This window comes from Acidobacteriota bacterium, assembly GCA_016195325.1.
GTDB lineage: Bacteria > Acidobacteriota > Polarisedimenticolia > JACPZX01 > JACPZX01 > JACPZX01.
In genome coordinates this window covers 83,924-109,230 of record JACPZX010000028.1, presented here as the reverse complement: position 1 = coordinate 109,230, position 25,307 = coordinate 83,924, and the positions used below count along the sequence as shown (strand labels likewise).

Below are 25,307 nucleotides of genomic sequence, written 5' to 3'. Positions count from 1 at the left end.
GCTGGACTTCGACGCCGTGATCGCGCTGGCCGTCGCGGTCGCCGTCGGCTGGGCCGCGGCGCGACTGGCGCGCGTGGCGCAGGTGGCGCCGGCGCTCGCGCGGCTGGCGTGGGTCTCGACGGCCGCCGTCGTCTCGATCGCGCTCGCCGTCTCCCTCGGGAGCGCGATCGCGGAACGCCCGTCGCCGGCCCGCACCGGCGGCGCCGCTTCGTCTCCCAACGTGGTCCTCGTCGTCGCCGACTCCCTCCGCGCCGACTACGTGGGCGCCTACGGCGCGTCGCGCGCGCTCACCCCCCGGATCGACGCCCTCGCGGCCCGAGGGGCCCGCTTCGAGATCGCCTACGCCGCCGCGTCCAACACGCCTCAGGCGCTCGCGGCGCTTCTCACGGGGCGCTCCCCCCGGGGGGCCGCCGCGTCCGGCGCCTCGCTGGCGTCGGCTTTCGCCGCCGCCGGCTACGCGACGCACGCCGTCACCGCGGACGCCTCGCTCGAGGGCTCGGGAGATCTCGCCCGCGGGTTCTCGACCTTCACGAGCGACCTCGCTCCGTCGCGCCTCGCGCGTCACGCCGGATCCCGTCTGGCCGCCACGCTCGCATCGTTTGGACTGTGGTCCCCCCCCGCGGGGTCTCCCCAGGCCGGCCTGGTGGTGGACGAGGCCCTCGCGTGCGCGGACTCCTCGGGCCCGCCTTTCTTCCTCTTCCTGCACCTGATGGACGCGCACGACCCGTACACGCCGTCGAAGGAATCCGCGAGCGCGCAGGGAGCGGGGGAGCCTTTCGCGCCGATGGGCGCGGGAGAGCTTTCCGAGATGATGGCGGGGCGCCGCCGGGCGGAGCCGCAGGATCTCGAGAGGCTCCGAAGACTCTATGCCGGGGCGGTCTCGTCGATCGACGCGGAGGTCGGTCGCCTGCTCCGCGGCCTCGAGTCGCGCGGCCTCTCCGATCGGACGATCGTCGCCTTCACGTCGGACCACGGGGAGGAGTTCATCGAGCACGGCGGGCTCGGCCACGACGACACGCTCTACGAGGAGCTGGTGAGGGTCCCGCTGGTGATCGCGGGGCCGGGCGTGGCGGCGGGGCTCGTCGTGAAGGAGCCCGTTCGCGCGATCGACGTCGCCCCGACGCTGGCCGAGGCGGTCGGGGCGCCCGCGATTGCGGCGGCCGACGGCGCGTCGGCCTGGGGAGCGCTCGCGCGCGGCGAGCCCCTCACGGAACGTAAAATCTTTCTCGAGATGACGTACGTGGGCGCGCGCCATCCCTTCCATCTCCTCCGCTCCTGCCGCTTCGGAGATCAGAAGGTCATCGGGAGCACCTTCCACGTCGACGGCGCCGGTCCGTGGCGATGGGAGCTCTACGATCTCGCCGCCGATCCTCTCGAGAAGCACGACCTGGCCCCCTCGCGCCCGGGTGACCTTGCGGCGCTCAGGACGAAGCTCGATTCATGGGTGCGAAGATGACCCCCGGCCGCCGCCTCGCGATCGCCGGCGCCGTCACCCTCGCGCTCTACGCCCTGTACTTCTACGTGCCGTTGTCGGTCGGCCACACCGCGCCGATCTTCGGCCTGCGCCCTCTCGGCGACTGGTCGATCGGGTCGGCGGCGGGGGTCGCGGCCTTCCTCGCGGCAATCTGGATCTCGCTCTTCGCCGCGTACGCCGCCGCCTACCGCGCCGTGCGCGCCCTCCTTCGCGGAGAGGATGCCGCCCGGCGAGCCGTCTATCTCGTCGCCGCCGCGGTGACGGTCCTCCTCGTCTTCCTCCCGTCGCTCCTCTCGAAGGACGTCTTCGACTACATCGTCCAGGGACGCCTTCTCGCAGTCCAGCGGGTGAACCCCTTCACCATTCCGGCGGACAGGTTCCCCGAAGACGAGTTCGTCCGGGCGATGGGGTGGCCGCAGTTCACGACGCTGTACGGGCCGGGGTGGGTGAGCACGGCCGGGATCCTCGCGTTCGTCTCACCCGCGTCGCTCGCCGGGTCGGTCGTCGTGTACAAGGTCCTCTTCCTGCTGGCCCATCTCCTCAACGGCGCGCTGGTGGGGGCAATCCGGCGCGGATGGGGACGGCGCGCGCTCGAGGGGGAAATCCTCTACCTGTGGAACCCGCTGATCCTCGCGCAGGTGGCGGGGGACGCGCACAACGACGTCTTCCTCATGATGTGGGTGCTCCTCGGCCTCTTCTTCTGGCAGCGCGCCACGGCGCTCGGCGCCGCGTTCGAGCGGGTCATCGGCGTCGTCTGCCTGAGCGTCTCGGTGCTCATCAAGTACGTGACCGCCCCGTTCCTCCTCCTGGCGCTCGCGCAGACACTCATGGCGCGCCGCGACCGTAAGGGGCTCGGCGCCGCCGCCGGCCTCGCCCTCGTGGCGGCCGCGGTCGTCGCCCTCGGTTTTCTCCCTTACGTGCGCGGGATGGATCCCCTCGCCGTCCTGCGCCCGTACCAGATGGGCCACTACCAGGGCGGAATCCTGATGGTCCTCGGCATGGCGGCGAGCCGCGCCTTCCCGTCGGGAAGCGCGGAGCTCTCAGAGATGGCGTCGCGCCTCCTCGGCCTCGTCTCCCTCGCCCTGACCGCGCTCCTCGCCCTCTGGTCCGCCCGGCTGGCGTTGCGCGCGCGCCGGGACGAGGACGTGGCGCGCTCGGGGCTGATGATCCTGATGCCCTACCTTCTCGTCGTCACAGCGCTCCTTCGCGTCTCGTACGGCGTCTGGATCGTGGCCGTCGCGGCCCTCCTCGCGGCAGGGGCGCTGAGGCGCGCGGCGCTGTTGCTGTCGGCGTCGCTCGGCGCGCTCGAGGTCTACTGGGTCTACGCGATCCGCATGACGGGGACGGTGCCGTCGCTCCACCGCGAGCAGGCGGTGGCGACGCTGGTTGCCGTGGGAATTCCCATCTCATATCTTCTCGCCGTCCGGCTTTCGGCGCGCGCGAGAGAGGTCCGCGCGGGCGCGACCCGCCGGGGGAGGCCGCGACCGGATGAGAGCGACTGAAGAGGCGCCGAGCGCGGCGGTGCGGAAGGACGAGGCCCTTCCGCGCGCGGTCTCCATCGTCATGCCCGCCTACAACGAGGAGGCGGGGATCGGTAAGGTCCTGGACTCCCTCAAGCAGGCGCTCGGCGGCGGCGCGTGGGCCTTCGAGATCATCGTCGTGGACGACGGCTCGTCGGACCGCACCGGGGAGATCGCCCGCGGCCACGGGGTCACCGTCGTCACCCACGCGGCGAACCGGGGGTACGGCGCCTCCCTCAAGAGCGGGATCCGCGCGGCCGCGTCCCCCTTCATCCTGATCATTGACGCCGACGGGACGTACCCGAGCGACGCGATCCACCGCCTGCTGGAGCTCGCCCCCGGCCACGACATGGTCGTCGGCGCGCGCACCGGGAAGAGCGTGCACATCCCCCTTGTGAGGCGCCCCGCGAAGTGGTTCCTGCGGCGGCTCGCGTCGTACCTCTCGAGCACGGAGATCCCCGATCTGAACTCGGGGCTGAGGATCTTCCGGCGCGATCGCTCGCTGCGCTTCTTCCCGATCCTTCCGGCCGGATTCTCCTTCACGACGACGATCACGCTGGCGCTCCTGTGCAACGACTTCCGCGTCGCCTTCGTCCCCATCGACTACTCGAAGCGGCACGGCCGGTCGAAGATCCGCCCCATCCGCGACACGCTGAACTTCCTCGTGCTGATCCTGCGCGCGATCCTCTACTTCAACCCTCTCCGCATCTTCATCCCGGCCTGTCTCCCGATCCTCGCCGCCTTCGCCGTGAGCGCGGGGTGGGACGTCTTCGTGCGCGAGGACCTGACGGAGAAGACGCTGATCCTCCTCTTCGCCGGCCTCCAGATCCTGGCGATCGGCGTGCTGGCCGACATGATCAGCAAGGGGCTCCGGGGGCCGGACCCCTCCGCGTGACGCCGGCCAGGCATATCCCGACAACGGGGACGCCCCGGACGGCCCGCCGGTCGGCGGCCGGCGGGAATTCCCCCATTTGCTTGAAATGGCGTCACATGGCCGTATACTTGCCCCTCTGAAATGGCCCCCCCACAGGAGAATCGTGATTTGAAGGTGTCCGCCTCGCTGGAGGAGATTCAAAGCAGCGTCATCGGCTTCCTGAAGTCGCCCGCCATCACCAACGGGGACGGCTGCATCTACTCGTGGGTGAATCCCGATCATCCCGGGTTCGTCTACCCGGAGTCGATGGGGCTGTACCTCCGCCTCATGTCCTACCTGGCCAGCGAGCGGCAGGACGAGGCGCTCGCGGAGCGCGCGCACTCCATCGCGGCGAGCCTGCAGCGCCTGACCCCCCCTCTCGGAGGGGTCGGGATGGACGGGAAGCTGTACCTGTTCGACACCTGCATGGCGGTCGCCGGGCTGTCGGCGTACCGCAGGCTCCTCCACGGCCGCATCGACCACGGCGTCCTCGCCCGGATGGCGCATTTCGTCAAGGACTCGACGATGCGGCGCACGACGCTCGTCAACGACGACGGCACCGCCGCCACGATGCCGCACCACTGGTCGACGATCTACGGCACCCACCAGCTCAAGACGATGATCGCGCTCGACTGCCTCGGCGAGGATCTCGCCGACGATTCCTTCCGCGACCTCGCCCGCGGCGTCATGGAGGAGCTCGCCCCCGCCTGCTTCAAGCAGGGCGCGTTCCGGATCGGACCGACGGACACCGTCGTCTACACGCACGCGCACTGCTACTCGCTCGAGGGGCTGCTGTACATGCGCGCGCGCGGCTACGCCGACACGACGGCGTATCTCAAGGCGGGCGCCGATCGCCTGAAGGCGTGGCAGAACGAGGACGGGAGCGTCTACAACTGGTACGAGGACCCTTCGCGAAACCGCGTGAAGGTCGGGGACGCGAGCGCGCAGGCCGTTCGCATCTGGCTCGCGGTCGACCCTGTGGCGTACCGCTCCTCGATCGATCGCGGCCTCGCGTTTCTCTCGAGCCTGAGGTCCCCCGAAGGGGGGCTGGTCTACTGCGCCGGCAGCCGTGACGTGAACTCCGTCACCTCCATCTTCGCGACGCAGGCGATGGAGTGGGCGCTCCGGGGCGCGCGCCCCGAGTGGCTCGTCTGATCCCATCCACCCTGCCGTAAGGAGAAGCCCCCGAGATGAGAGTCTGCGCCATCATCGCCGCCTACAACGAAGGCCCGAACATCGCCGCCGTCATCGCCGGAGTGAAGGCCGTGCTGAAGCCCGGCGACGAGGTCCTCGTCGTCGACGACGGCTCGGTCGACGACACCTCCGAGGCGGCCCGCGGCGCCGGAGCGCGCGTCGTGCGCCAGGAGCCGAACCAGGGGAAGGGGAAGGCGATCCAGCGCGGCCTGAAGGAGGCGACGGGAGACGTCGTCCTCTTCATCGACGGGGACGGCCAGGACTACCCTTCGGAGATCCCGCTCCTCCTCGCCGAGCTGGACAGGGGGGCCGACTTCGTCAACGGCTCGAAGTTCATCGGGACGATGAAGGAAGGGGCCATCAGCACGCCGAACTACTTCGGCAACAAGTTCATGAGCGGGCTCATCAACATCCTCTTCGGCGTGCACATCACCGACTCGCAGGCGGGGTACCGCGCCATCCGCCTCGACAAGGTGCGCGCCATCCCGCTCACCGCGAAGGAGTACGAGATCGAGACCGAGATGCTCATCAAGTCGATCAAGCGCGGGCTGAAGATCGTCGAGGTCCCGGTCACGCGCGATCGCCGCGCGGCGGGGCGCACGAACTTCAAGAGAATCCGGAACGGCCTCATCATCCTGGGCACGATTCTCAAGCTCCGGTTCACGGCGGCCTGAGGCCGCCGCGTGCGAGGGCGGCGTCTCGGCCGTTGGGCCCTTCGGTGGATCGGGCCGGCGCTCTTCCTCGCCTTCTGGTACGTGAGCGATCACGCGCAGATCCGCGGGCTCCTCGGGCGCGCGCGGTGGCTCCCGCTCGTCGGCAGCGCCGCGATCAACCTGGCCCTCCTGGTCATCAAGGCATGGAGATGGCGTGAGATCATGAAGCTTCAGGCGATCGACTACGGGTTTGCGCCGTCCGTGCGCGCGTACACCATCGCCTCGGCCATCGCGTCGTGGACCCCGGGGAGGCTCGGCGATTTCACGAAGGCCTTCTCCGTCAGCCGCGAGAAGGGGATCTCGTTCGGCCGCGCCGCCTCGTCGGTGATCGCCGATCGCCTCCTCGACGCCTTCGCCCTCACCCTCGTCGCCGCGGCCGGCGCGGGATTCCTCCTCGGCCCCGTCGGCGGCACGGTGACCTGGTGCCTCGTCGCCCTCGCCGGCGTCATCGCGTGGACGCTGTACCGGTGGACGAGCCAGGCCGGTCCCGAGAAGGCCAGCGCTGCCTTCGGCAGGGTGGGCCTCGCGCGCGCCGGGCGCGAGCTCGGCGACGCGATCGCGGGCCTCGAGCAGATGGCGACCCCCTCCGGGCGGCGGCCGGCTCTCGTCGCCCTCGTCTCCACGCTCGCCTCGACGCTTCTCACGTTTCTCCAGGGATACCTCGTCGCCGTCAGCCTCGGCGTGCCGGTCGCCTTCCTGCGGCTCGCGGCCGGGCTCGCGGGGGCGAGCATCGCGGCGCTCCTCCCGCTGACAATCTCGGGCATCGGCATCCGCGAGGCGACGCTGGCCTTCTATCTGGGCCCGGGCGGCATCTCGCTTCCCCAGGTCGTCAGCTTCTCGGTCGCATTCCTCCTCGTCGTGAGCGGCAGCGCCGCGCTCTACGGCGCCCTCGCGTACATGTTCTGGCGCGCCCCGGTGATCCCGCACGGCGCGCACCCCACCGCCCCGCCGCCCGCCCCGGTGACGGGAGAAGGAGCGCCCCGTGGCTGAGCGGCGTCCGGCGCAGGATCTGACGGGCCCGATCCGCGCGATGGCCGTGATCCCGACGTACAACGAGTCGGAGAACATCCAGTCGATCGTGAAGGCGGTGCGCTCCCTCCCGTACGACATCGAGGTGTGCATCGTCGACGACGGCAGCCCCGACGGCACCGGGGAGATCGCCGACGACATGTCGAAGGCCGACCCCGGCGTCCACGTGCTGCACCGGAGCGGGAAGCTGGGCTTAGGCACCGCGTACGTCGCCGGCTTCAAGTACGCCCTCAGCCAGCAGGTCGACGTCATCATCGAGATGGACGCCGACTTCTCGCACGACCCGAACTCCCTCCCCGACTTCCTCAACAAGATCCGCGAGGCCGATCTCGTGATCGGGAGCCGCTACCGAAACGGCGTCCGCGTCATCAACTGGTCCTTCAAGCGCCTCCTGCTGTCGAAGATGGCGACCATCTACGTGAACATGATCACGGGGATCCCGGGCTCGGTCATCAGCGACGCGACCGCCGGCTTCAAGTGCTACCGGCGGACCGTCCTCGAGGCGATCGACCTCGACCGGATCCACTCGAACGGCTACGCCTTCCAGATCGAGATGAAGTACCGCGCCTACCGCAAGGGGTTCCGCCTCGCGGAGGTCCCCATCACCTTCAACGATCGCCACGTCGGCCAGTCGAAGATGAACAACGCGATCATCTTCGAGGCGCTCTGGATCGTCTGGCGCCTCCGCCTGGGGATTTGACGAGAGGTTCCGCCGTGCGCAGCGCCCAGGACGTCCTCGGGGAAGACCGGCTCCTCTGGGAGTTCTGGCTGCATCACGGCTACGAGGCCGAGGGGCTTCGCGCCCGGCTCCGCGAGCTCCCCCCGGACGCCAACGGCGACTACCTCGCCGCGAACTCCCTCTACGGCTGCTTCGAGGAAGGTCTCCTCGATCTCCTCTCGACGGAGTCGGCCGGCTCGCTTCTTCCCGCTGCCCGCCGCGTCGCGGAGGGCCCCGCCCCGAGGGTGACGCTCGACGACCCGGAGGGGAAGCTCCTCGCCCTCGTGTCGCTGCGCCCGGAGCGGGGCCGCGCGATCGCCGAGGCGGCCTCGCGCGTGAGATCCTGGCCCGCCTTCCATCGCGCCGTCGGCCGCGCGAACCTCGTGACCGCGGCCGCTCCCGCGCTCGCGCTCGGGGGGGACGCCGTCGACGCCGGGACGCGCGAGGCGCTCACCCGCGCGGCGGCCGGCATCCGCGCGCGCAACGAGCGCCTCCTCGATCTCCTCTCCCGCCTCCTCGACGCCTTCGCGGCGGCCGGCCTCACGCCGATCCTGTTGAAGGAGACGGCGCTCCAGCAGCTCGCCTTCACCGGGCCAGGGGACCGGATGATCGGCGACCTCGACATCCTCTTCGCGGACTCGGAGGTCGACGCCGCGGATCGGATCCTCGAGTCGATGGGGTACGCGTCGTTCGAGGGGATCTGGTCGCGCGCCTGGTACCGGGAGCACCACCACCATCTCGCCCCCCGCGTCAGCGCCGCCGAAGCGGTGAAGATCGAGCCGCACACCGGCATCTGGATCCCGTCGGGCTCGTGCGCGCCGATCCTCCCGGAGATGATCGCGGCGAGCCGCCCTCACCCCCGGCTTCGCGCGCGGCGCCCCGCGCCGGCGCACATCCTCTTCCACCTTCTCATCGACATCCACGGGAACGTCTCGATCGGTAAGATGTACCAGGTCGCCGACGTCGCGGCCCTCCTGCGCGTCGAGGGTCGCGAGATCGATCCTTCCGTGCTCACCGACCTCGCGCAGCGCACCGGGGCGACGGCGTTTCTCGAGGACTCGCTCTTCGTCCTCGCGCGCGCCTACGGCGAGGCTTTCATCGCCGGGTCGTGTCCGGGGCTCGAACGGCTGATCCCCCGCCGGCGCCCCACGCTGGAGCATGCGGGGCTCCGCCGTCTCGCGCTCATGAACCTCTGCGGCTTCGAGCCGTCGGCGAGCCCGCTGTCGATCGCGGGGATTCGGCTGCTGCACAAGACGCTCTTGCGTCCCGGCGGGCGAAGCGGGCGGGTCGCCTTCCTTCTCCGGGCGCTGTCGGGCGGGGAAGGGGAGTCCGAGGGGATGGGGGACATCGCGCGGAGGAGCCGGAACTCGCGGGCCGGTCAGCTCGCCCGGGCCGCGACCTTCCCGTTCCGCGCGGCGTACCGCGCCGTGCGGGGTTGGCGCCGCTCCTGAATCCCGTTGTGGTTGTCCATCCCGGATGGTCGTATGCTCCCGTCGCATGCAACGTCCTGGCGATGAGGAGGTCTCTCCATGAGACGAGCAGCTGTAGTCCTCGCGTGCGGCATGTCCTTTTCTCTCGCGGCGGCGGCGCCGCAGGCGTCGATCAAGGTGAAGGAAGCGGGCTTCGGCGTCACGCAGTTCAACCAGTGTGGCTACGACGGCCCCCAGACGGGGCCGCAGTCCCTGCGACCGCCGCGCGCCACCATCAACGACATCCAGTGCTCGCCCGGGGGAGCCTGGGGGGACTACGTCTACGTCGCGGTCAGGACCGTGAACAAGGACTTCGACACGATTGGCGGCGTCGAGCGGGTGACGTTCACCGGTACGTCGAGCATCGCCCCGCCGGGGCTCATCTCGAACTACTTCGCCACGAACGTCTCGTTCACCCCCGGCGGCTGGCGCGGCGGCGATCTGATCGACGTGACGATGAAGGGAGATCCGAGTTCGACAGGAGGGGACAGCGTCGTCCAGCAGTTCGATGTCACGTGGGCCAGCCAGGGCGTTCGCGGTTTCAGATTCGGCACTGATGCTGCGTCGGCGGTGGATCCCACGGGTGGCTTCGGGTCCGACCTCTTCTTCGAGGCATCGGATGGCTACGACGGCAGCGTTTCGACCTTCATCCCTGGCGGCATTTACCGCATCGATTCGGCGGGCGCGGAGTCACTGTTCGGACCGCCTCGATTCGACGAGATGCGCTTCGGTCGCGGGGGGGCCTGGGGGTCGGACCTCTACGTCGACGGCGAGATTTTCGCCCCGAACGGGACTTCAACTTCCCTCGGAACCGTGTTCCGGGAGTTCGACTGGGCCGACGGGCTCGGCTTCGGCGGCGACATGTTCGCCCACGTGGCGGGGCAGGACCCGGGGACCGTCTACCGGATCACGCCGAGCGGGACCGCGACGGTCTTCGCGACGGGGGCTCCGGGGCAGATCGCGGGGTGCAATGGCTCGCTGTGGATCGGGAACCAGGGCGGCTGCTTCGTGGTGACGAAGAAGGGCCACTGACTTCTTCTTGACCCCGGCGGGGCGCGGTGACATGATCCGCGCCTCTCCGGGCTCGGCTGTTCGTCGGCGCGAGCCTCAGCGGGTGGGCGGCTAGCTCAGATGGGAGAGCGCCGCGTTCGCAACGCGGAGGCCGAGGGTTCGAATCCCTTGCCGTCCACCAAGAGTTTCCCCGGGGTGAGATGATGGCTGAATTGGATTCCGAGCGGGGCGTTTACCTCCAGAACCTGGAAGACTGGCGCCGAACACACCTCGGCGAGTTCGTCCTCATCAAGGGAAGCGATGTCGTGGGTTTCTTCAGCAGTTTGGAGGAAGCGTTCGATCGCGGAACGTTTCTCCACGGGCTCGAGCCGTTCTTCATTCAGAGAATCGCGCCGCAAGAGACCGTCAACGTCTCGTTCCACGGCGCTCGCGTGCTCTCCGCGTAGTTGGTGCGCTCCGACAAATCCCGGCGCGACCTGGAAGCGCTGGACAAGTTGAAACGACGCGCACAGGCTGAAAATCCGCGAGTCGAGTTCGACGTCACTCCCCAGGGACTGCTGCAACCGGGCCCGGTCATTCTCGCGCACGTCGGCGTGACTGCCGCCCACGAGAAAGCCTTACTGGCTGCGAGTCTGCCGGTTCCTCCACGCGTGCCGTGTCGCTTCCTGATTGATACCGGAGCGGACGGTTGCATGATCAAGCACGAGATCGCGGAGCGGGCCGGGCTCAAGCTGATCAACTCCGGTGTCCCCATGCACGGAGTCGGCGTGGACACGACGGGCCGGGTCTACATCGGCCGCATCGTCTTCGTGATTCAATCTGAGAGGCTCTCGGGCGTGGAGCATGAAATCGCGGCGAACACGGAAATCACCAGTGGCAGTCTCATGGACTCGAAAGTCATCGACGGTTTGCTCGGCCGAAACATGCTGGCGAGCACGGAACTGATCTACAACGGCGTCACGGGCAAGGTGAGCTTGAAGTTCACCAGGTAGGGTGAATGGGAGGGAATGTGGTTTTTCGGCACGGAGGATCTCAATGTGAAGCCCACAGTCATTCTTGAACCCAGCGATGAAGGCGGATTCACCGTGTTCGTGCCAGCGCTGCCAGGATGCATCAGCGAAGGTGATACCCGCGAGGAGGCGCTCGAGAACATCCAGGAAGCGATCCGACTCTACGTCGAGCCCGTCGACGACGAGATCGAGGCCCTGAGCAACTCTGAGGTCATCGAAATCACCGTGTAACCAAGACGCAGAGGGCTCGTCGCGAGGAGGAGGGTGGTGACGGCGAGGCGTCGCATCGGCGGGGCCCTTTCGTGCGATGGGTCGATGAGGACAGCCCCGCAGGGTAACACCGGCGAGGCTCCCGCGAGGCGACCGGCGAGCGACGTCCCGCCGGGAATCGACTAGAATCCGCCCCGCCATGCACTCGACGCGCGCCAAGATCGCCTGGACGACCGTCGTCCTCGCCCTCCTCGACGTCGCCCGCATGCCGATCGAGACGATCCCGAGCGTCGGCCCCCTCGCGTATCTCGCCACCGAAGCCCTGAAGTCCCTCGCCCTGTACGGCCTCACCCTCGCCGCGCTCCACCTCATCGGAAGAAGCTGGCCCGAGCTCTGGGGAACCCTGGTCCTCGCGGCCATCGGCATCGCCTTCGTGAAGCGAGCCACAGGCATCGCCCCCTGGATCCTCGATGCCGAGATCGTCGCCATCCTCGCCGTCCTCGGAGGCTGGGCGCTGACGAAGCCGATCGCAAGGCCGATCGCGATCGCCGTCCTGGTCGTCGCCATCATCCTCTGCGTCCCCGTCGTCCGGGCCGCGACGACGCTGGCCGAGCCCCTCGACGCCACCCGGACACCCGGCGCCCCCGACGTCGTCCTGATCGTCGTCGACTCGCTGAGAGAGGACGCGAGGATTCCGAGCCTCGACGCCCTCGGCGCCATCGGTGTCCGCTTCACGGCCGCCACGAGCGCCTCCCCGAGCAGCGCGCCGTCCACCGCGTCGATTCTCACGAGCCGCCTCCCCGGAGACCACGGGGTCATCGGCGCGTCCGACGTCCTGCGGGAGGGAGTGACGACGCTGGCCGAGGCGTTCCGCGCGAGGGGCTACGCGACGCGCGCGGTCGTCCGCGGCCCCGTCATCTCCAGGTCCCAGCGCCTCGACCGGGGGTTCGAGACGTGGACGGAGGAACCCGAGCCGAAGATCGAAGCCCGAGCGAGCCGCCCGAGCTTCACGTACCTCGCCCTCGGCGATCTCGACCAGTCGTTCCCCCGCGGCATGCTCGAGGGGATCCTGAGAGGCGAGATCACGCTGACTCCCGAGCGCCTCACGACCGCGAGGGCCCGCTACGCCGAGAATGCCGCCCACGCCGACCGCGAGATCGGCCGCCTCGTCGAGGAGCTGGGAGCGAGGATCGCGGGAGGTGAGCTCCTCTTCGCCGTCACCTCCACCCACGGCGAGGAGTTCATGGAGCACGGATCCCTCGGCCACGGCCAGACCCTCTACCACGAGCTGATCGACGTGCCGCTCGTGATCGCGGGCAAGGGGATCGTCCCCGGCTCGGTGATCGCGGATCCCGTCTCGCTCCTCGACGTCGCCCCGACTCTCCTCGATCTCGCGACGCACTCGAAGGAGGAGTCCTTCCGCGGCCGGAGCCTCGCGGCGTGGCTCACCGACCCGCGGGCGTCCCACGGGGTGATGACCGTCGAATCCGAGGTGGATGCCCCGCCGGGGCCGCGAGCCTCGAGACGTGGCTCGAGGAGCGCGTGAGGCTGAGGCCTCCCGGGTCGATCGCCCCGGACGCGACGGACGCGCGGCACGCGAAGCTTCTGAAGTCCCTCGGGTACGTCGAATGAGGCGCGCCTGGCTCGCGCTGCCGGCCGGAGTCCTTTCGGGGCTCATCCTCGCGATGTGGAACGTCGTTCACGTCGCGCTCGCCGCGCGGCTTTACCGCCATGACATCAGCCGGACCGCCGAGCTCTTCGGCCTCGCGCTGCTGTTCTACATCCCCGCCGCGATCGCGCTCGTCTCCGGCGCGGGGATCGCGCGGCGGTTCGCCATGAAGCGCTCGAACGCGGAGTCGGACCTCGCGTTCCACGCCGGTGCGGCCGTCACCGTCACCGCGTTCCTCTTCGCGCTCGGCGTCATTGCCCTACGGGATCCGCTCGCGGCTGGAGCGCCGGGGAGCCCTGCGCCGGATCTCCTCCTCGCGGCCCTGATGGCGATCGCCGCGGGGCTCGGGGCCTCCCGCCTCGATCCGGCACGGATCCCCGGCGCCGCCGTGGGCCTCCTCGCGGGGACCCCCGCGGCGCTCATCACGTGGGAGATCAGCCGGGACAGCCTCAGCGGTGCGGTCGGCGCGATCGTCGCCGTCGCTCTCGCGGTCCTCGCCGGGGGCTCGACCGCCGCAGCGGCCGTATGGATCGGGAAGGGGGCCATCGCGTGGGCGCGCCGTCGCGCCGTCGCCCTCGCGCTCGCGGCGGGCGCCGGTGCGCTTGGCGCCCTCGCGATGTGGACCGTTCACGAGGCCACCGCCGCGCCGACCGCCACGGGCCCCAACGTCCTCCTGATCGTCGCCGACACGCTGCGGGCCGATCACGTCGGCTGCTACGGCGCCCGCACGGCGAAGACGCCGAACATCGATGGGCTCGCCGCGAGAGGGGCGCGCGTCGATCCCTTCTACGCGGCGTCCGCCTGGACGGCGCCGGCCACGGCGTCGCTCCTCACGGGGCTCTACCCGAGCGGCCACGGCCTCCTCACGTACCGCGATCAGATCGGCGAGCGGGTCGAGAGCGTGGCGTCGCTCTTCGAGAGCGCCGGGTACGCGACGGCCGGGTTCAGCGCCAACCCGATCCTCTCGGCGCGCTACGGGTTCGGAGCCGGCTTCGAGACGTGGGACGAGGACTTGGAGCCGGACCCTCTCGCGCGGCACCGGCCGTCGCCTCTCTACGCGACGCTCGACCTCCTCGGGATGTACAGGGCGGCCGATCGCTTCCCGACGGCTGCGGCGGTCGTGACGCGGGCGCTCGCGTGGCTCGACGAGCGCCGGCAGGCCCCCTTCTTCCTCTACCTCCACCTCATGGACGCGCACGACCCGTACATCCCCCCCGCCTCGTTCGTCCCCGAGCTCCCCGGGGCGGCCGGGTCGACGCTCGAGATGCGGATCGGGACGCTCCCGGCGATCATGGACGGGAAGAGGCGGATCTCGGCGGCGGACTTCGAGAGGATGCAGGCTCTCTACGCGGGGGCGGCGGGGTACGTCGACGCCCAGGCGGGGAGGCTCTTCGACGAGATGACGAAGCGTGGGCTCCTCGAGAGGACTCTCGTCGTCTTCACCGCCGATCACGGGGAGGAGTTCCTCGACCACGGCGACCTCGAGCACACGCGATCGCTCTTCGAGGAGATCACGCGCATCCCGCTCGTCGTGGCGGGGCCCGGGGTGGCCGCGGGAAGCCTCCTCGCGGGGCCGATCCGGCAGGTGGACGTGGCGCCGACCCTGGCCGAGGCGGCCGGGCTCATGTTCGCGGGGAGGACGGACGGCGTGTCGATCTGGAGCGCGCTCCGGGGGAATCCGATCGGGGCGGCGCGCGACGCCTTCATGGAGCTCTCGTACCCCGGGTACCGGAGCCCGTGGCACACGCAGGTGGCGCTGAGGCGGGGAGGGCTGAAGCTGGTGGCGTCGAGCTTCAACCCGGGGCGCGAGGGGCCGTGGACCTTCTCGCTCTTCGACCTCGCGGCCGATCCGCATGAGCGGCTCGACTCGAGCCGCCGCCACGAGGCGGAGACCGCCGCGATGCGCGAGGCCCTCGAGGCGTGGAGCCGCAGGCCGACCCCGTTTCACGGCCGAGGCGGCGCGTACGACGACGAGACGGAGCGGAGGCTCCGCGCCCTCGGCTACATCGACTGATCGGAAGGCCCGAGGGTCAGTCGAGCTTCAGCGTGTAGTGCTCGTGGTAGGTGAAGTGCGCCTGGACCACCCGGCGCTCGGCCGGGTTGTCGCCGAAGCGCGCCTCGATCTCCCCCGACCCGGGGCTGACCGTGAGGTCCTTCGACGTCCCCCCCGCGACGAAGATCGCCGTGCCGTCCCACAGCCTCACGAGGGCGATCGACTTCGATTTGTTCGAGACGGTGAGGAAGGGGAGGAAGTTGGTCGGGTCGTCGACGCGCTGCACCGCCTCGAGGGGGGCGGGCAAGGTGACGGGCTTCGCCTTCTTCCTGTGCTTCGGGGGAGGCGGCGGGACGGGGGTGGAGAGGGCGCCGTACGGCCCGTCCTTCCGGTAGACGAACTCCTCGGCGCGAACGCGGGAGTTCGAGTCGAGGCTGAAGGCGACGAGGCTGACGGTTCCGTCGTCGCCGTCGCGGCGGACGACGGCCTTGCCGGTCGCGGCGAGCTTCGCCGCGAGCTTCGCGTTGTCCGTCGTCGGGACACCGTAGAACCTCGCGATCGGCGCGAGCTCGTCGCGGGTCGGCGGGGTCCAGCTCTCGCGCGCGAAGATCTCCGCCTCGCCGGGCGCAACCGCGGTCTCCCCTTCGGCAGGGGGAGGCGCCGCGGCCAGGGTGTCGGGGGAGGAGGTCGGCAGGAACGTCGCCGTCAGCGTCCTCGACTCGCCGGCTGCCTTCTTCACGACGTAGACCTTGAGCGCTCGCCGGATCCTGCCGTCGCGGATCGAGAGGATGAGGTAGCGGTTCCCGTCCCAGAGGTAGGGGGGGAGGCCGTCGAACTCGTCGCCGAGGATCGCGCTCTGCTGGTCCTGGGAGATGCGCGATATCGAGAGGGGGCCCGAGAGGCTCTTCGGCGCGCAGCAGGCGGCGGCGTCGTAGGAGATGTCTCCGGAGGCGATGAGGGTGCGGGTGGCGCCGTCGCCGTCGAGGACCGTGCGCATCGCCGGGAGAATCCCGTTCTCGAAGGCGTCGATTCTTTTCTCGACGATCAGGAACCAGGCGCCGGGGGCGAGGGAGATCTGCGCAGGGGCGCGCCCCGCGCTCTTCGACTGGGCCAGGAGATCGACGAGGCGCGTCGACGCGGGGGCGATGGAGAGGCGCGAGTCCGCGGGATCCGAGAGAACGGAGAGGTACGTGTCGATCGACTCGGGGGGCTCGGCGGCGGCCTCCTCTTCCTCTTCGGGGAGGATCTGGTCGAGGGTCGGGGCCGATGCGTCGGGGGTCGCCTCCGGCGTCTCCCCGGGCTCTTCCGCCTCAGGGGCTTCATCGCCGCCCAGAGCCTCGTCGAGCGTCGGGGCGGTTTCGCCCCCGGCGGCCGGCGCGGCGGCCGCCTTGGCCTCGAGAACCTCGTCGAGGGTCGGCTCGGGGGCCGACGCGGCGGGGGGCGGGGTCACAGCGGCGGCAGGTGCGGCCGCGGCGATCTCGGCCAGTGCGCCCTTCCGCGGCCCCTCGCCGGCGATCGCGACGAGGAGCGTTGCGCTGATCCCTTCGTTCTCGAGCGCGATCGCCTCGTGGAGCGAGAGCGAGCCCTTCGAGCCCTGCGAGGCGATGGCGTCGAGGACCTCGGGCTCGGGCGTCCCCGCGTGGAGCATCTTGAGTATCTGACGCCGCGAGAGATCCCCCGGCCCGGCCGCCGTCGCCGGCGCCACCATCGGGAATTTCGCGAGAAGCGCGTCGATCCTCGCGGCGTTCTCCCCCGACGCGGAGGCGATGACCTCCGAGGGGAGGCCCGCCCGGCGGAGAGTGAGGGCGCCGGCGAGGCTGAGGCTCAGGTGGGCCCCCGAGCCTTCGATCCACGCGACGATGTCGGCCGCCGGCTTGCCGGCGCGGTGCGCCTCGAGGATCGAGTCGACGGTCGGCGCCGCGCTCTCGTCCGGGGCGGGCGCCGCCTGCTCCGCGGGATCGCCCGCGCTCTTCGGAGGGGGCTCGAACTGACGGGCCGAGAGGCTCGAGAAGGGGACGGCCAGGAGGAGCGCGATCACCGCGATCAGGGGGAGGGGCCGATGCGTCAAAATCGTGTCACCTCGGCGATGAGAGGAGCGGCTCGACCGAGCCGCCAACGGGCGAAGTATATGGGAGGGGGTTCCGGGCGGCAACCGCGCGGACGAATTGACACGGATTTACCGGCGCCCGTATCATCCTCGACGGGGGGTACGAATCATTCGGCGCGCAGTGTTCCGCGCGGCGCTCGCCGCCGTGTCGATGGTGTCCCTTCTCACCCTGGCGCCGCTCGCCGTGTCCTCCCAGCCCCCCGTCCGGCCGGAACCCGTCCGCTTCACCGAGATCCAGGCGACGGCAGGGCTCGCCTTCACCCACCGCAACGGCGCCGCCTGGAAGAAGTACATGGTCGAGACGATGGGCTCCGGGGGGGGCGTCCTCGACTACGACGGCGACGGGCGCGACGACGTCTTCCTGATTCAGGGGGGAGCGCCCGCGGGCGCGCCCTTCGCGGCCGGCCGGGGCAACGCCCTCTTCCACAACGAGGGATCGGGGCGCTTCCGCGACGTGACGCGCGAGGCGGGGATCGCGGGGCGGAGCTACGGAATGGGCTTCTGCGCCGGCGACGTCGACAACGACGGGGACCCGGACGTCTACGTGACGGAGTTCGGGAGAAACCTCTTCCTCCGGAACAACGGCGACGGGACCTTCACCGACGCGACCGACGCCGCGGGGGTGGGGGACTCGCGGTGGGGGAGCAGTTGCGCCTTCGCCGACGTGGACGGCGACGGCGCGCTCGACCTGTACGCCGGCAACTACCTCGACTACACGATCGCGAAGGACAAGCCGTGCGGCAATGCCGCAACCGGCGGGCTCTCGTACTGCCACCCCGACGTGTACGACGGCGCGAGCGGCGTCTTCTACCACAACAACATGGACGGGACCTTCACCGACGCGACCCGCGCGGCCGGCCTCGAGCACCCCGAGGGGAAGAACCTCGGTGTCGTCTTCACGGACTTCGACGGCGACGGCGACCAGGATCTCTACGTCGCGAACGACTCCGTCGCGAACTTCCTCTTCGTGAACGACGGCAAGGGGCGCTTCACCGAGAACGGGCTCTTCTCCGGCACGGCGTACAACGAGAGCGGCAGGACCCAGGCGGGGATGGGGGTCGACACCGGGGACGTGGACGGCGACGGGCTGACCGACCTCTTCGTGACGAACCTCGACATGGAGACGAACACCCTCTTCCACAACCGCGGCGACGGGACCTTCATCGACGAGACCTTCCGGGCGGGGCTCGGCCAGCCGAGCCTCCTGTTCGTCGGGTTCGGGACGACGTTCTTCGACTTCGACAACGACGGCGACCTCGATCTCTTCGTCGCGAACGGGCACATCCTCGACGACGCGCAGACCTACAACGAGTCGGTCACGTACCGCGAGCGCAGCCACCTCTACGTCAACGAAGGGAGGGGGACTTTCACCGAGGAGGGTCCGCGCCACGGCCCCTTCTTCTCCCATGAGGGGGTGGCGCGTGGGGCGGCGACCTTCGACGCGGACGGCGACGGCGATCTCGATCTCCTCGTGACCTACAACAACGAGGCGGCGAAGCTCCTCCGGAACGAAGGGGCGGGCGGGGGGCACTGGCTCGAGGTGAAGCTCGCCGGCCGCGCCTCGAACCGCGACGGGATCGGCGCGCGGGTCGAGGTGATCTCGGGGGGACGGAAGCAATTCCGTGAGATCCGCGCCGGATCGTCGTATCTTTCGCAGTCGAGTCTGACGGCGCACTTCGGCCTGGGGGAGGGGGCGCGCGTGGACACGCTGAGCATCCGCTGGCCCTCGGGGGGCCGGCAGTCCTTCAGCGCTGTGGCGGCTGACCGGGAGATCCTCGTCGACGAAGCGTCGGGGATCGTCCCGCCGTGAGCGCCCCTCTCCGCCGCGGCGTCCGCGCGCTCCTGGTGGGCGCCGCGCTCGCTCTCGCGACGGGGGCGCCCGCAGGGACGGCGAAGGATCCCGAAGCCCTCTTCGCCCGGGGGATGGAGCTGTACCGCGGCGGCGATTTCAACGGGGCGGCCGCCCTCTTCGTGGAGGCGGCGAGCCTGCGGAGCGATTTCGTCGAGGCGCGCTACTACGCGGGCGAGAGCCTGCTGAAGGGGTTCCCCACCGACCTCCCCGGGGCGGAGGCGCAGTTTCTCGAGACGATTCGCCTCAAGCCCGGGGACCTCGACGGGATGCTCTCTCTCGCGCAGACCTACTTCGAGTGGGGGAGGTACGAGAAGGCGGGGGAGACCCTCTCGCGCGTCCTGGCCCTGAGCCCCGACCACCGCGGCGCCCTCTACTACTCCGGCGTCATCGCCGCCCGCCGGGGGGAGGACGAGAAGGCGATCTCCTTCCTCCGCGCGGCCCTCAAGACCGACCCCTCCCACGTCCCATCGCGGATCGAGCTGGGGCTCGCGCTGAGCCACATCTCACGCGACGACGAGGCGCTCGCCGCGTTCCAGGAGGCTCTCAAGGCGGAGCCTGCGAACGAGCGCGCCCTCTTCGGCGCCGGCAACTCCCTCACACGGCTCGGGAGGATCGACGAGGCGAGGGAGACGCTCCTCCGCTTCCGCGCGGTGCAGTCGGCGAACGAGAGGGCCGAGATGAAGGAGACGCGGATTCAGCTCTGGCTCCTCCAGACGCGCAAGGCGTACGCCGCGGGGAGCCTCGACGAGGCGCGGGGGGCCGTCTCGCGCCTCCTCGAGGAGTTCCCGGACGAGCCGCGCGGGCTCGCCAGCCTCGGATGGCTGCAGGAGAAGGCCGGGGAGTCCGCCGGAGCCATCGCGACGTACGAGAAGGTGCTGAAGCTCCAGCCGTCGAACCTCACGGCGAACTACCAGCTCATCGGGCTGTACCTCAAGTCGGGGCGGAAGGATCTCGCCGAGGAGCGGAAGGCCCGCTACGACGAGCTGATGCGGAAGAGCGCCTCCCCGAGGTTCTGAATCGCCCGCGGGCCTCTAGATATCCAGCACCACGTTCGAGCGCGGCACCCCCACGCACGTGAGAATCCAGCCCCCCTTCTTCTCGTCGGGGGACAGGCCGCTGTCGTCCTCCATCTCGACCTTCCCCGACCTGCACTGCACCTTGCACGTCCCGCACGATCCGGCGCGGCAGGCGTAGTCGATCTCGATCCCGTTCGCCTCCGCCAGATCGAGGATCGGCGACTGGCCGTCGGTGGTGACGCTCTTTTTCGAGGTCGAGAAGGAGACTTCGAAGCCGGCCGCGGCCGCGGGGGCGGCCGGCCTGGCGGCGGGGACGGCGGGCGCGCCGGGGGCGGCCGCGGCGGCGGGGGCCGCCTGCGCGAGGGCGGCGCGAACCACCGCCGGTGAGATCTTTCCCGACGGGAGCTTCGCCGGAACGTCGCGCGGCTTGACCTCGCTTCCGGCCGCCACGCGCCCCGCCGAAGCTCTCGGTGTGGAGGTTCGCGAGGGGGAAGTTCAACGCCCTCAGGATCTCCTTCACCGCCACCATGAACGGCTCGGGGCCGCACATGAAGATGTGGCGCTCGTGGAGATCCGGGCACACCATCTCGAACATCTTCTCCGAGCAGCGCCCCGTGATCCCGACCCACGCCTCGGTCCCGGAGCCCATCGCGGTGCTCGTGACCATGACCTGCAGCCCGCTGTGGCGGGCCGACATCAGCTCCAGCTCCTTGCGGAAGATGATGTCGCGGGGGCTCTTCGCCGAGACGAAGAAGCGCACGTCCACGTCGGCCGTGGTGTCCACGATCCACCGGCACATCGACATCACCGGGGTGATGCCGCTCCCGCCGCCGATGAGGAGGATCTTGCGGGCCGGGTACTCGAAGCAGGTGAACTTTCCGGAAGGGCCTCGGACCTTGATGAGATCGCCGAGCTTCACGTTGTCGGCGAGCCAGTTGGAGACGAGCCCGCCGGGGACGCGCTTGACGGTGATCTCGAGGGTGTGCGGGCGCGAGGGGGCCGACGACAGGCTGTACGAGCGGAGCACCTTCTTCCCGTCGATCTCGAGGTGGAGCGTGACGAACTGTCCGGGCTTGTAGGAGAAGAGGATCGGCTCCCGACCCACGAGGCGGAAGGTCTTGACGTCGTCCGTCTCGTCGACGATGTCGGCCACCCTGAGCATCGTCTCGCCCGTCGACCAGACGGGGATCGACTTCTTCGCCATCCCCTCGATGAGGTGCTCGAGGAGGATGGACGGCGGCGGGGGGGCGTCGGCGGCGGCCTCCGCCTCCGGGGAGGGGAGGGCCATGGTGGACTCGAGGCGGCCGGCATCGAGGCGGAATTTCAGCTCGAAGGGCCCCACCTGCCCCACGTCCCCCTCGGCGATCTTCGCGGGGACCCCGGGCTCGAGCTTGCGGCCGTTGAGGAAGGTGCCGTTGGAGCTTCCGGTGTCGCGGAGGAAGAACTCCTTCCCTTCCCCGGTGACCTCGGCGTGCGTGCGCGAGAGGAGGGGGTCCTCGAGCTGGACCTTCATCCTGGGGTGGCGTCCGATCCCCACGTGAGGCTCGAGGGTCACCTCCATCACCACCTTGTCGTCCTTCAGGACGGTCATCGTCGCCATGACGTGCCCTCGGCTTACGTGTGCGAAAAAGTGAGTTTGTAGATGACGGCGCCGAAGCGGACGATGTCCCCTTCCTTCAGCTCGCGCCACTTGATCTTCTCGTCGTTGACGAACGTCCCGTTGGCGCTTCCCTCGTCGGTGAGGAGGACGACGTACTCGTCGACACGGAACGTCGCGTGGAGGCGCGAGATCCTGTGGTCGTCGATGACGATGTCGCGATCCGGGGTGCGTCCCACCGTGCTCTCGCCGTGCTTGAGCTCGATCGCAGGGCGCCCCCCCAGGAGCGGATCCAGGAGGGCCCGTCTCGGCGCCGCCGGGGCGGGCCTGGGGGCGGGCGGCGCGTGGACCCCGGAGTCGCGCAGCGCCTCGATGGCGACCGTCGGCGCGATCGGCTCGGCGCCCGGCGCGGGAGGCGGTGGAGGCGCCGGCTTCGCCGCGGGCGGAGCCGGAGGTGTCGCGGGTGGAGGAGGCGGCACCACGGGCTTGGGCCCGATCATGGTCATGGGGAGATCGGGCTCGTCGATTCCCGGGGGCTTCTTTCCGATGATCGTCATCGGGAGATCGGGCGCGTCGGCCGGCGGCTTCCCCCGGATCGCGTCGAGCGCTCCCTTCGGCAGGGGGCCGAGGCGCGTCTTTGGTAGCTCCGGGGCCGGCGGCTTCCCCCGGATCGCGTCGAGCGCTCCCTTCGGCAGGGGGCCGAGGCGCGTCTTTGGTAGCTCCGGGGCCGGCGGCTTCCCCTGGATCGCGTCGAGCGCTCCCTTCGGCAGGGGGCCGAGGCGCGTCTTTGGCAGCTCCGGCTCCGCGGGCAGCTGCGGCTCCGCGGGCAATTCCGGCGCCGCGGGACGCTCCGGCGCCGCGGGCGCGGCCACGGCCCGAGCGGTCGCCGGCGGCGGCGCGGGGAGGCTCGCTCCGCCCACTCTCTCGATCCGGACGGTGAAGCGGTGCACGCCGGCGAAGGCGAGGACGTCACCGTCCGCGAGGGGGGAGCTCGACACCTTGCGTCCGTTGACGAAGGTGCCGTTGGCGCTGCCGAGGTCGGTCACCCTCGCCGCGTCGGCCCCGACCTCGATCTGAGCGTGCTTCTTCGAGACGGCGGACTGATCGATGACGATCTCCGCGGGCGCGACGCGGCCGACGATCGTGACGGGCCCGGCGAGGGGCACCGGCTCTCCCCCTTTCTCGGGGACGAGGGTGACGGAGATGATGGCCCGGCCGGCCGCGGCGGCGGCCGCATGAGTCTCACGGATCACGAAGATGAAATCGGTCAGCTTGCCGAAGGTGATGACGTCGAGGTGGGCGAGCGGCTCGCGCCGGATCTCCATCGAGTTCACGAAGGTGCCGTTCGTCGACTTGAGGTCCTCGATGAAGTAGCGCCCGTCCTCGTAGACGAGCCGCGCGTGCTCGCGCGAGAGCTCCTCCGTCGGGATGGCGATGTCGGCCCCCGCGCCGCGCCCGATGCGCATCGTTCCCGCCCGGAGCGTGAAGGTCATGCCGCGGCACGGGCCGGTCTTGCTGATGAGCTGCGCGGTCATGACGGCCCCGTCCCGGCGGGCGCGCGCTCGGCCGACGCCTCCTGGGGCGCCGGATGATAACGGTGGCAGGTCTGGCACCCGTCCGGCGCGCCGCGCCAGTTGTGACAGCTCGCGCACTTCGCGACGCCGTCCAGGGCGAGGTCCGCCGCCACCTCGCTCGTGGCCACCTTCGCGTGGCACTCGAGGCAGGCCACCGTCTGAAGGTGCGGCTTGTGCGTGAAGGCCGCCGCGGGGAGGACGCTCCGCGCCACCGCCGTCCGCGAGATGGCATGGGCCGCCTCGACGTGACACTTCGTGCATGGCTTGAGCAGCTTGTCGATCGCCTTCCCGGCCTCCTCCGGATCGATCGCGCCGGCCGGGGCCGGGGCGGGATGGCTCGAGAGCGCCTCGAGGGCGCGGATCTCGTTCTCGATCTGCGCGCGCCGCGCGTCGAGATCGCCGCCGTCGCCCCCCGCGGCCGGATGCTCCGCGAGGGCCTGGAGCCGGCTGACCTCGAGGTTCGCGTCCGCAAGCGCGCGGGCCTTCGGCGTCCGCTCGCTCCTCAGGGATGCGGCCCCCGGGGCGCCGCCACCCGGCGCCGGCGAGGCGCCGAGGCCGGACCGGAGCGCTTCCACCTCGCCCGAGGGGAGGCCGGCCCGCGACAGCTCGTCGAGAGACGACGCGGCGCCGGCGCGCCGGCGCGCGAGGGCGTCGTCGCTCCAGGCGCGGCCGCCGCCCGGGCTCTCGGCGCCGATCCGGCGGCGCTTCGATGTCAGCCGATCGGCTTCGTCCCGGGCCCACGTTTCGCTCCGGCCGGCGAGGAGGGCGATCGCGGCGTCGATCTCGGCGAGCGAGGCGCCGATGTCCGAGCCCGCCCCGGCGGCGCCCGCGCGGAGCGTCGAGACGGATCCGGCGGGGACGCCGCGCGCCGCGAGATCGTCGAGGCGGCGGCCGATCTCCGCCTGGCGCGCGGCGACACCCGCCGCGCTCCATCCGGCGCCGTCCTGCTCGGTCCGATCGCTCACGCGCGATCGCTTCACGCGGAGCCTCTCCGCCTCCTCGCGCGCCCACCCCTCCGGGCGTCCCGACAGGAGCGTGATCGCGGCGTCGATCTCGGCGAGCGACGCGCGGATCTGGTCCCCCGACGGCGCGTGGGGCGCCGCCGGCGTCGTGTCGGGAGCGGCTCCGGCGAGCTTCGCGTCGAGATCGGCGATCTCCGCCGCGAGGGCGCGGGACCTCGCCGAGGCGTCGGCGAGCCGCTGCTTCAGCGCGCCGGGATCGGCCGCGGGCTTCGCCTCGTCGCGGCGGCGCGCGACATCCGCCAGCTCGCCGCGGAGGGCGTCGAGCTTCGCGGCCGTCTCCCCCTGGGGCGAGGCCGCGGGCGCCGCGCCGCCGAGCATTCCGGCGAGACGGGTGACGTTGTAGAGAATCCACGCGTCGCGGTGCTTCAGGGTCTTCTTCACCGGCCGGCCGCGGACCTCCTCGAAATCGTCCCGGTAGTCACGCGCCCACGCCGCGCCCGGATCCGACGCCGCGATCGCGTCGACCGTCACGACCATCTCGGGGGGGAGCGGGTCGGTGCGGCCGATGGTGTTCCCCTTCTCGGCGTAGTGGCACGAGGCGCAGTCGCGATCGAACGAGATGGCCGTGAATCCCGCGCGCCCGGGGTTGGCCCTGTGGCACGCCTCGCAGGCCTGCGGCGCCTGCTGTCCCTTCTTCGCCAGCTCCTCGAGGTGGCGCTTGTGGTTGAACTGGATGCCCGGGGCATCGGGGCGCTTCAGCCTCAGGATGCCGAACTCGGGGTGCCCCGAGCCGAGCGACCGGAACCCGTGGCAGCGCCGGCAGTCGGAGGTCGAGACCGCTGCGATCTTCGTCTCACGACCCTGGTGCTCGGTGTGGCACTCGATGCACCGGGGAGGCGAGGCCGGGTGCTTCGCCCCGGTGGTGCCGCGGTCGGCGTCCTGGATCTGCTCCGCGTGCGCGCGGTTGGCGAAGCGGCTCACCGCCGCGCGCGGCTCGTGGCAGCCGACGCATTTCGCGTCGGTCGGGGCGGAGAAGGGATCGTGGCATCGCGCGCAGTCCTGGACCGTGGCCGCGTGGCCCGGCGGAAGGAGGTGGTTCCTCGAGAGAGAGCCGGGGGAGACGAGAAGGCTCTTCGACGTCAGCGCGTCGCCCGCGACGGCGAGGGCGACCAGCCCCACCCCGATCCAGCACGCGAGGAATCGCCCCCGGCGCTTCGAGGGAGAGATGTAGCTCTTGCTCTGGTGGGGCGTGCCGAAGGTCGGTTTCCTCGCCATG

The 25,307-nt window shown here is 70.7% G+C and carries 20 protein-coding genes and 1 tRNA gene; 17 read left to right on the top strand and 4 right to left on the bottom strand.

All coding sequences use genetic code 11. The features are described from left to right. The 15 genes from HY049_06760 to HY049_06690 form a co-directional block, all read left to right on the top strand. Positions 1–1,456, top strand: a 1,456-nt coding sequence (locus HY049_06760) for a sulfatase-like hydrolase/transferase (GenBank protein MBI3448597.1), incomplete at its 5' end; no start/stop codon positions are given. After that, positions 1,441–2,976, top strand: coding sequence for a hypothetical protein (locus HY049_06755; protein ID MBI3448596.1), 1,536 nt, complete (start codon positions 1,441–1,443; stop codon positions 2,974–2,976). The genes HY049_06760 and HY049_06755, both read left to right, overlap by 16 nt. After that, positions 2,963–3,889 (top strand): glycosyltransferase family 2 protein, encoded by a 927-nt coding sequence (locus tag HY049_06750; GenBank protein MBI3448595.1) that lies wholly within the window; start codon positions 2,963–2,965, stop codon positions 3,887–3,889. The genes HY049_06755 and HY049_06750 overlap by 14 nt, the downstream gene beginning before the upstream one ends. Positions 3,890–4,036: 147 nt before the next feature. Then, positions 4,037–5,062, top strand: a complete 1,026-nt coding sequence (locus HY049_06745; protein MBI3448594.1) for a hypothetical protein — start codon at positions 4,037–4,039, stop codon at positions 5,060–5,062. A gap of 35 nt (positions 5,063–5,097) precedes the next feature. Further along, positions 5,098–5,775 carry a glycosyltransferase family 2 protein gene (locus HY049_06740; protein ID MBI3448593.1) on the top strand — a complete coding sequence of 226 codons (678 nt, stop codon included), beginning with the start codon at positions 5,098–5,100 and terminating at the stop codon, positions 5,773–5,775. 9 nt (positions 5,776–5,784) lie between these two features. Continuing rightward, the gene (locus HY049_06735; protein ID MBI3448592.1) at positions 5,785–6,804 is read left to right on the top strand and encodes a flippase-like domain-containing protein; all 1,020 of its coding nucleotides are present in this window, start codon (positions 5,785–5,787) and stop codon (positions 6,802–6,804) included. 40 nt (positions 6,805–6,844) lie between these two features. After that, positions 6,845–7,543, top strand: a complete 699-nt coding sequence (locus HY049_06730; GenBank protein MBI3448591.1) for a polyprenol monophosphomannose synthase — start codon at positions 6,845–6,847, stop codon at positions 7,541–7,543. Between the two features lie 14 nt (positions 7,544–7,557). Continuing rightward, positions 7,558–9,012: a nucleotidyltransferase family protein gene (locus HY049_06725; protein MBI3448590.1), complete on the top strand. Its 1,455-nt coding sequence runs from the start codon at positions 7,558–7,560 to the stop codon at positions 9,010–9,012. 78 nt (positions 9,013–9,090) lie between these two features. Continuing rightward, positions 9,091–10,062, top strand: a complete 972-nt coding sequence (locus HY049_06720; GenBank protein MBI3448589.1) for a hypothetical protein — start codon at positions 9,091–9,093, stop codon at positions 10,060–10,062. Between the two features lie 84 nt (positions 10,063–10,146). Further along, positions 10,147–10,222 (top strand) — tRNA-Ala (locus HY049_06715). 31 nt (positions 10,223–10,253) lie between these two features. Then, positions 10,254–10,487 (top strand): hypothetical protein, encoded by a 234-nt coding sequence (locus HY049_06710; GenBank protein ID MBI3448588.1) that lies wholly within the window; start codon positions 10,254–10,256, stop codon positions 10,485–10,487. A gap of 3 nt (positions 10,488–10,490) precedes the next feature. After that, on the top strand, positions 10,491–11,033 hold the full coding sequence (locus tag HY049_06705) for a retropepsin-like domain-containing protein (GenBank protein ID MBI3448587.1): 543 nt from the start codon (positions 10,491–10,493) through the stop codon (positions 11,031–11,033). 45 nt (positions 11,034–11,078) lie between these two features. Then, positions 11,079–11,282 carry a type II toxin-antitoxin system HicB family antitoxin gene (locus HY049_06700; GenBank protein MBI3448586.1) on the top strand — a complete coding sequence of 68 codons (204 nt, stop codon included), beginning with the start codon at positions 11,079–11,081 and terminating at the stop codon, positions 11,280–11,282. Between the two features lie 178 nt (positions 11,283–11,460). Further along, positions 11,461–12,807, top strand: a complete 1,347-nt coding sequence (locus HY049_06695) for a sulfatase-like hydrolase/transferase (GenBank protein ID MBI3448585.1) — start codon at positions 11,461–11,463, stop codon at positions 12,805–12,807. A gap of 82 nt (positions 12,808–12,889) precedes the next feature. Next, positions 12,890–14,944, top strand: a complete 2,055-nt coding sequence (locus HY049_06690; GenBank protein MBI3448584.1) for a sulfatase — start codon at positions 12,890–12,892, stop codon at positions 14,942–14,944. Between the two features lie 16 nt (positions 14,945–14,960). On the opposite strand, the gene HY049_06685 is transcribed toward HY049_06690, so the two are convergent. Continuing rightward, positions 14,961–16,991: a hypothetical protein gene (locus tag HY049_06685; protein ID MBI3448583.1), complete on the bottom strand. Its 2,031-nt coding sequence runs from the start codon at positions 16,989–16,991 to the stop codon at positions 14,961–14,963. A 160-nt stretch (positions 16,992–17,151) separates the two neighbouring features. Here HY049_06685 and HY049_06680 point away from each other — a divergent pair, with 160 nt between their 5' ends. Beyond that, positions 17,152–18,840, top strand: coding sequence for a CRTAC1 family protein (locus HY049_06680; protein ID MBI3448582.1), 1,689 nt, complete (start codon positions 17,152–17,154; stop codon positions 18,838–18,840). Then, entirely contained in the window at positions 18,837–19,898 is a 1,062-nt protein-coding gene (locus tag HY049_06675) for a tetratricopeptide repeat protein (GenBank protein ID MBI3448581.1), read from the top strand. Before HY049_06680 ends, HY049_06675 begins: the two co-directional genes overlap by 4 nt. Here HY049_06675 and HY049_06670 read toward each other — a convergent pair. Genes HY049_06670 through HY049_06660 form a run of 3 tightly spaced genes read right to left on the bottom strand, consistent with a single transcriptional unit; the run spans position 19,813 to position 25,306 of the window. Then, complete coding sequence (locus tag HY049_06670; protein MBI3448580.1) at positions 19,813–21,498, bottom strand: FHA domain-containing protein; 1,686 nt, start codon at positions 21,496–21,498, stop codon at positions 19,813–19,815. The two genes, HY049_06675 and HY049_06670, sit on opposite strands and share 86 nt — an antisense overlap. A 14-nt stretch (positions 21,499–21,512) precedes the next feature. Continuing rightward, positions 21,513–23,030 (bottom strand): FHA domain-containing protein, encoded by a 1,518-nt coding sequence (locus HY049_06665; GenBank protein MBI3448579.1) that lies wholly within the window; start codon positions 23,028–23,030, stop codon positions 21,513–21,515. Then, the gene (locus tag HY049_06660; protein MBI3448578.1) at positions 23,027–25,306 is read right to left on the bottom strand and encodes a hypothetical protein; all 2,280 of its coding nucleotides are present in this window, start codon (positions 25,304–25,306) and stop codon (positions 23,027–23,029) included. The genes HY049_06665 and HY049_06660 overlap by 4 nt, the downstream gene beginning before the upstream one ends. Position 25,307: the final 1 nt, after the last annotated feature.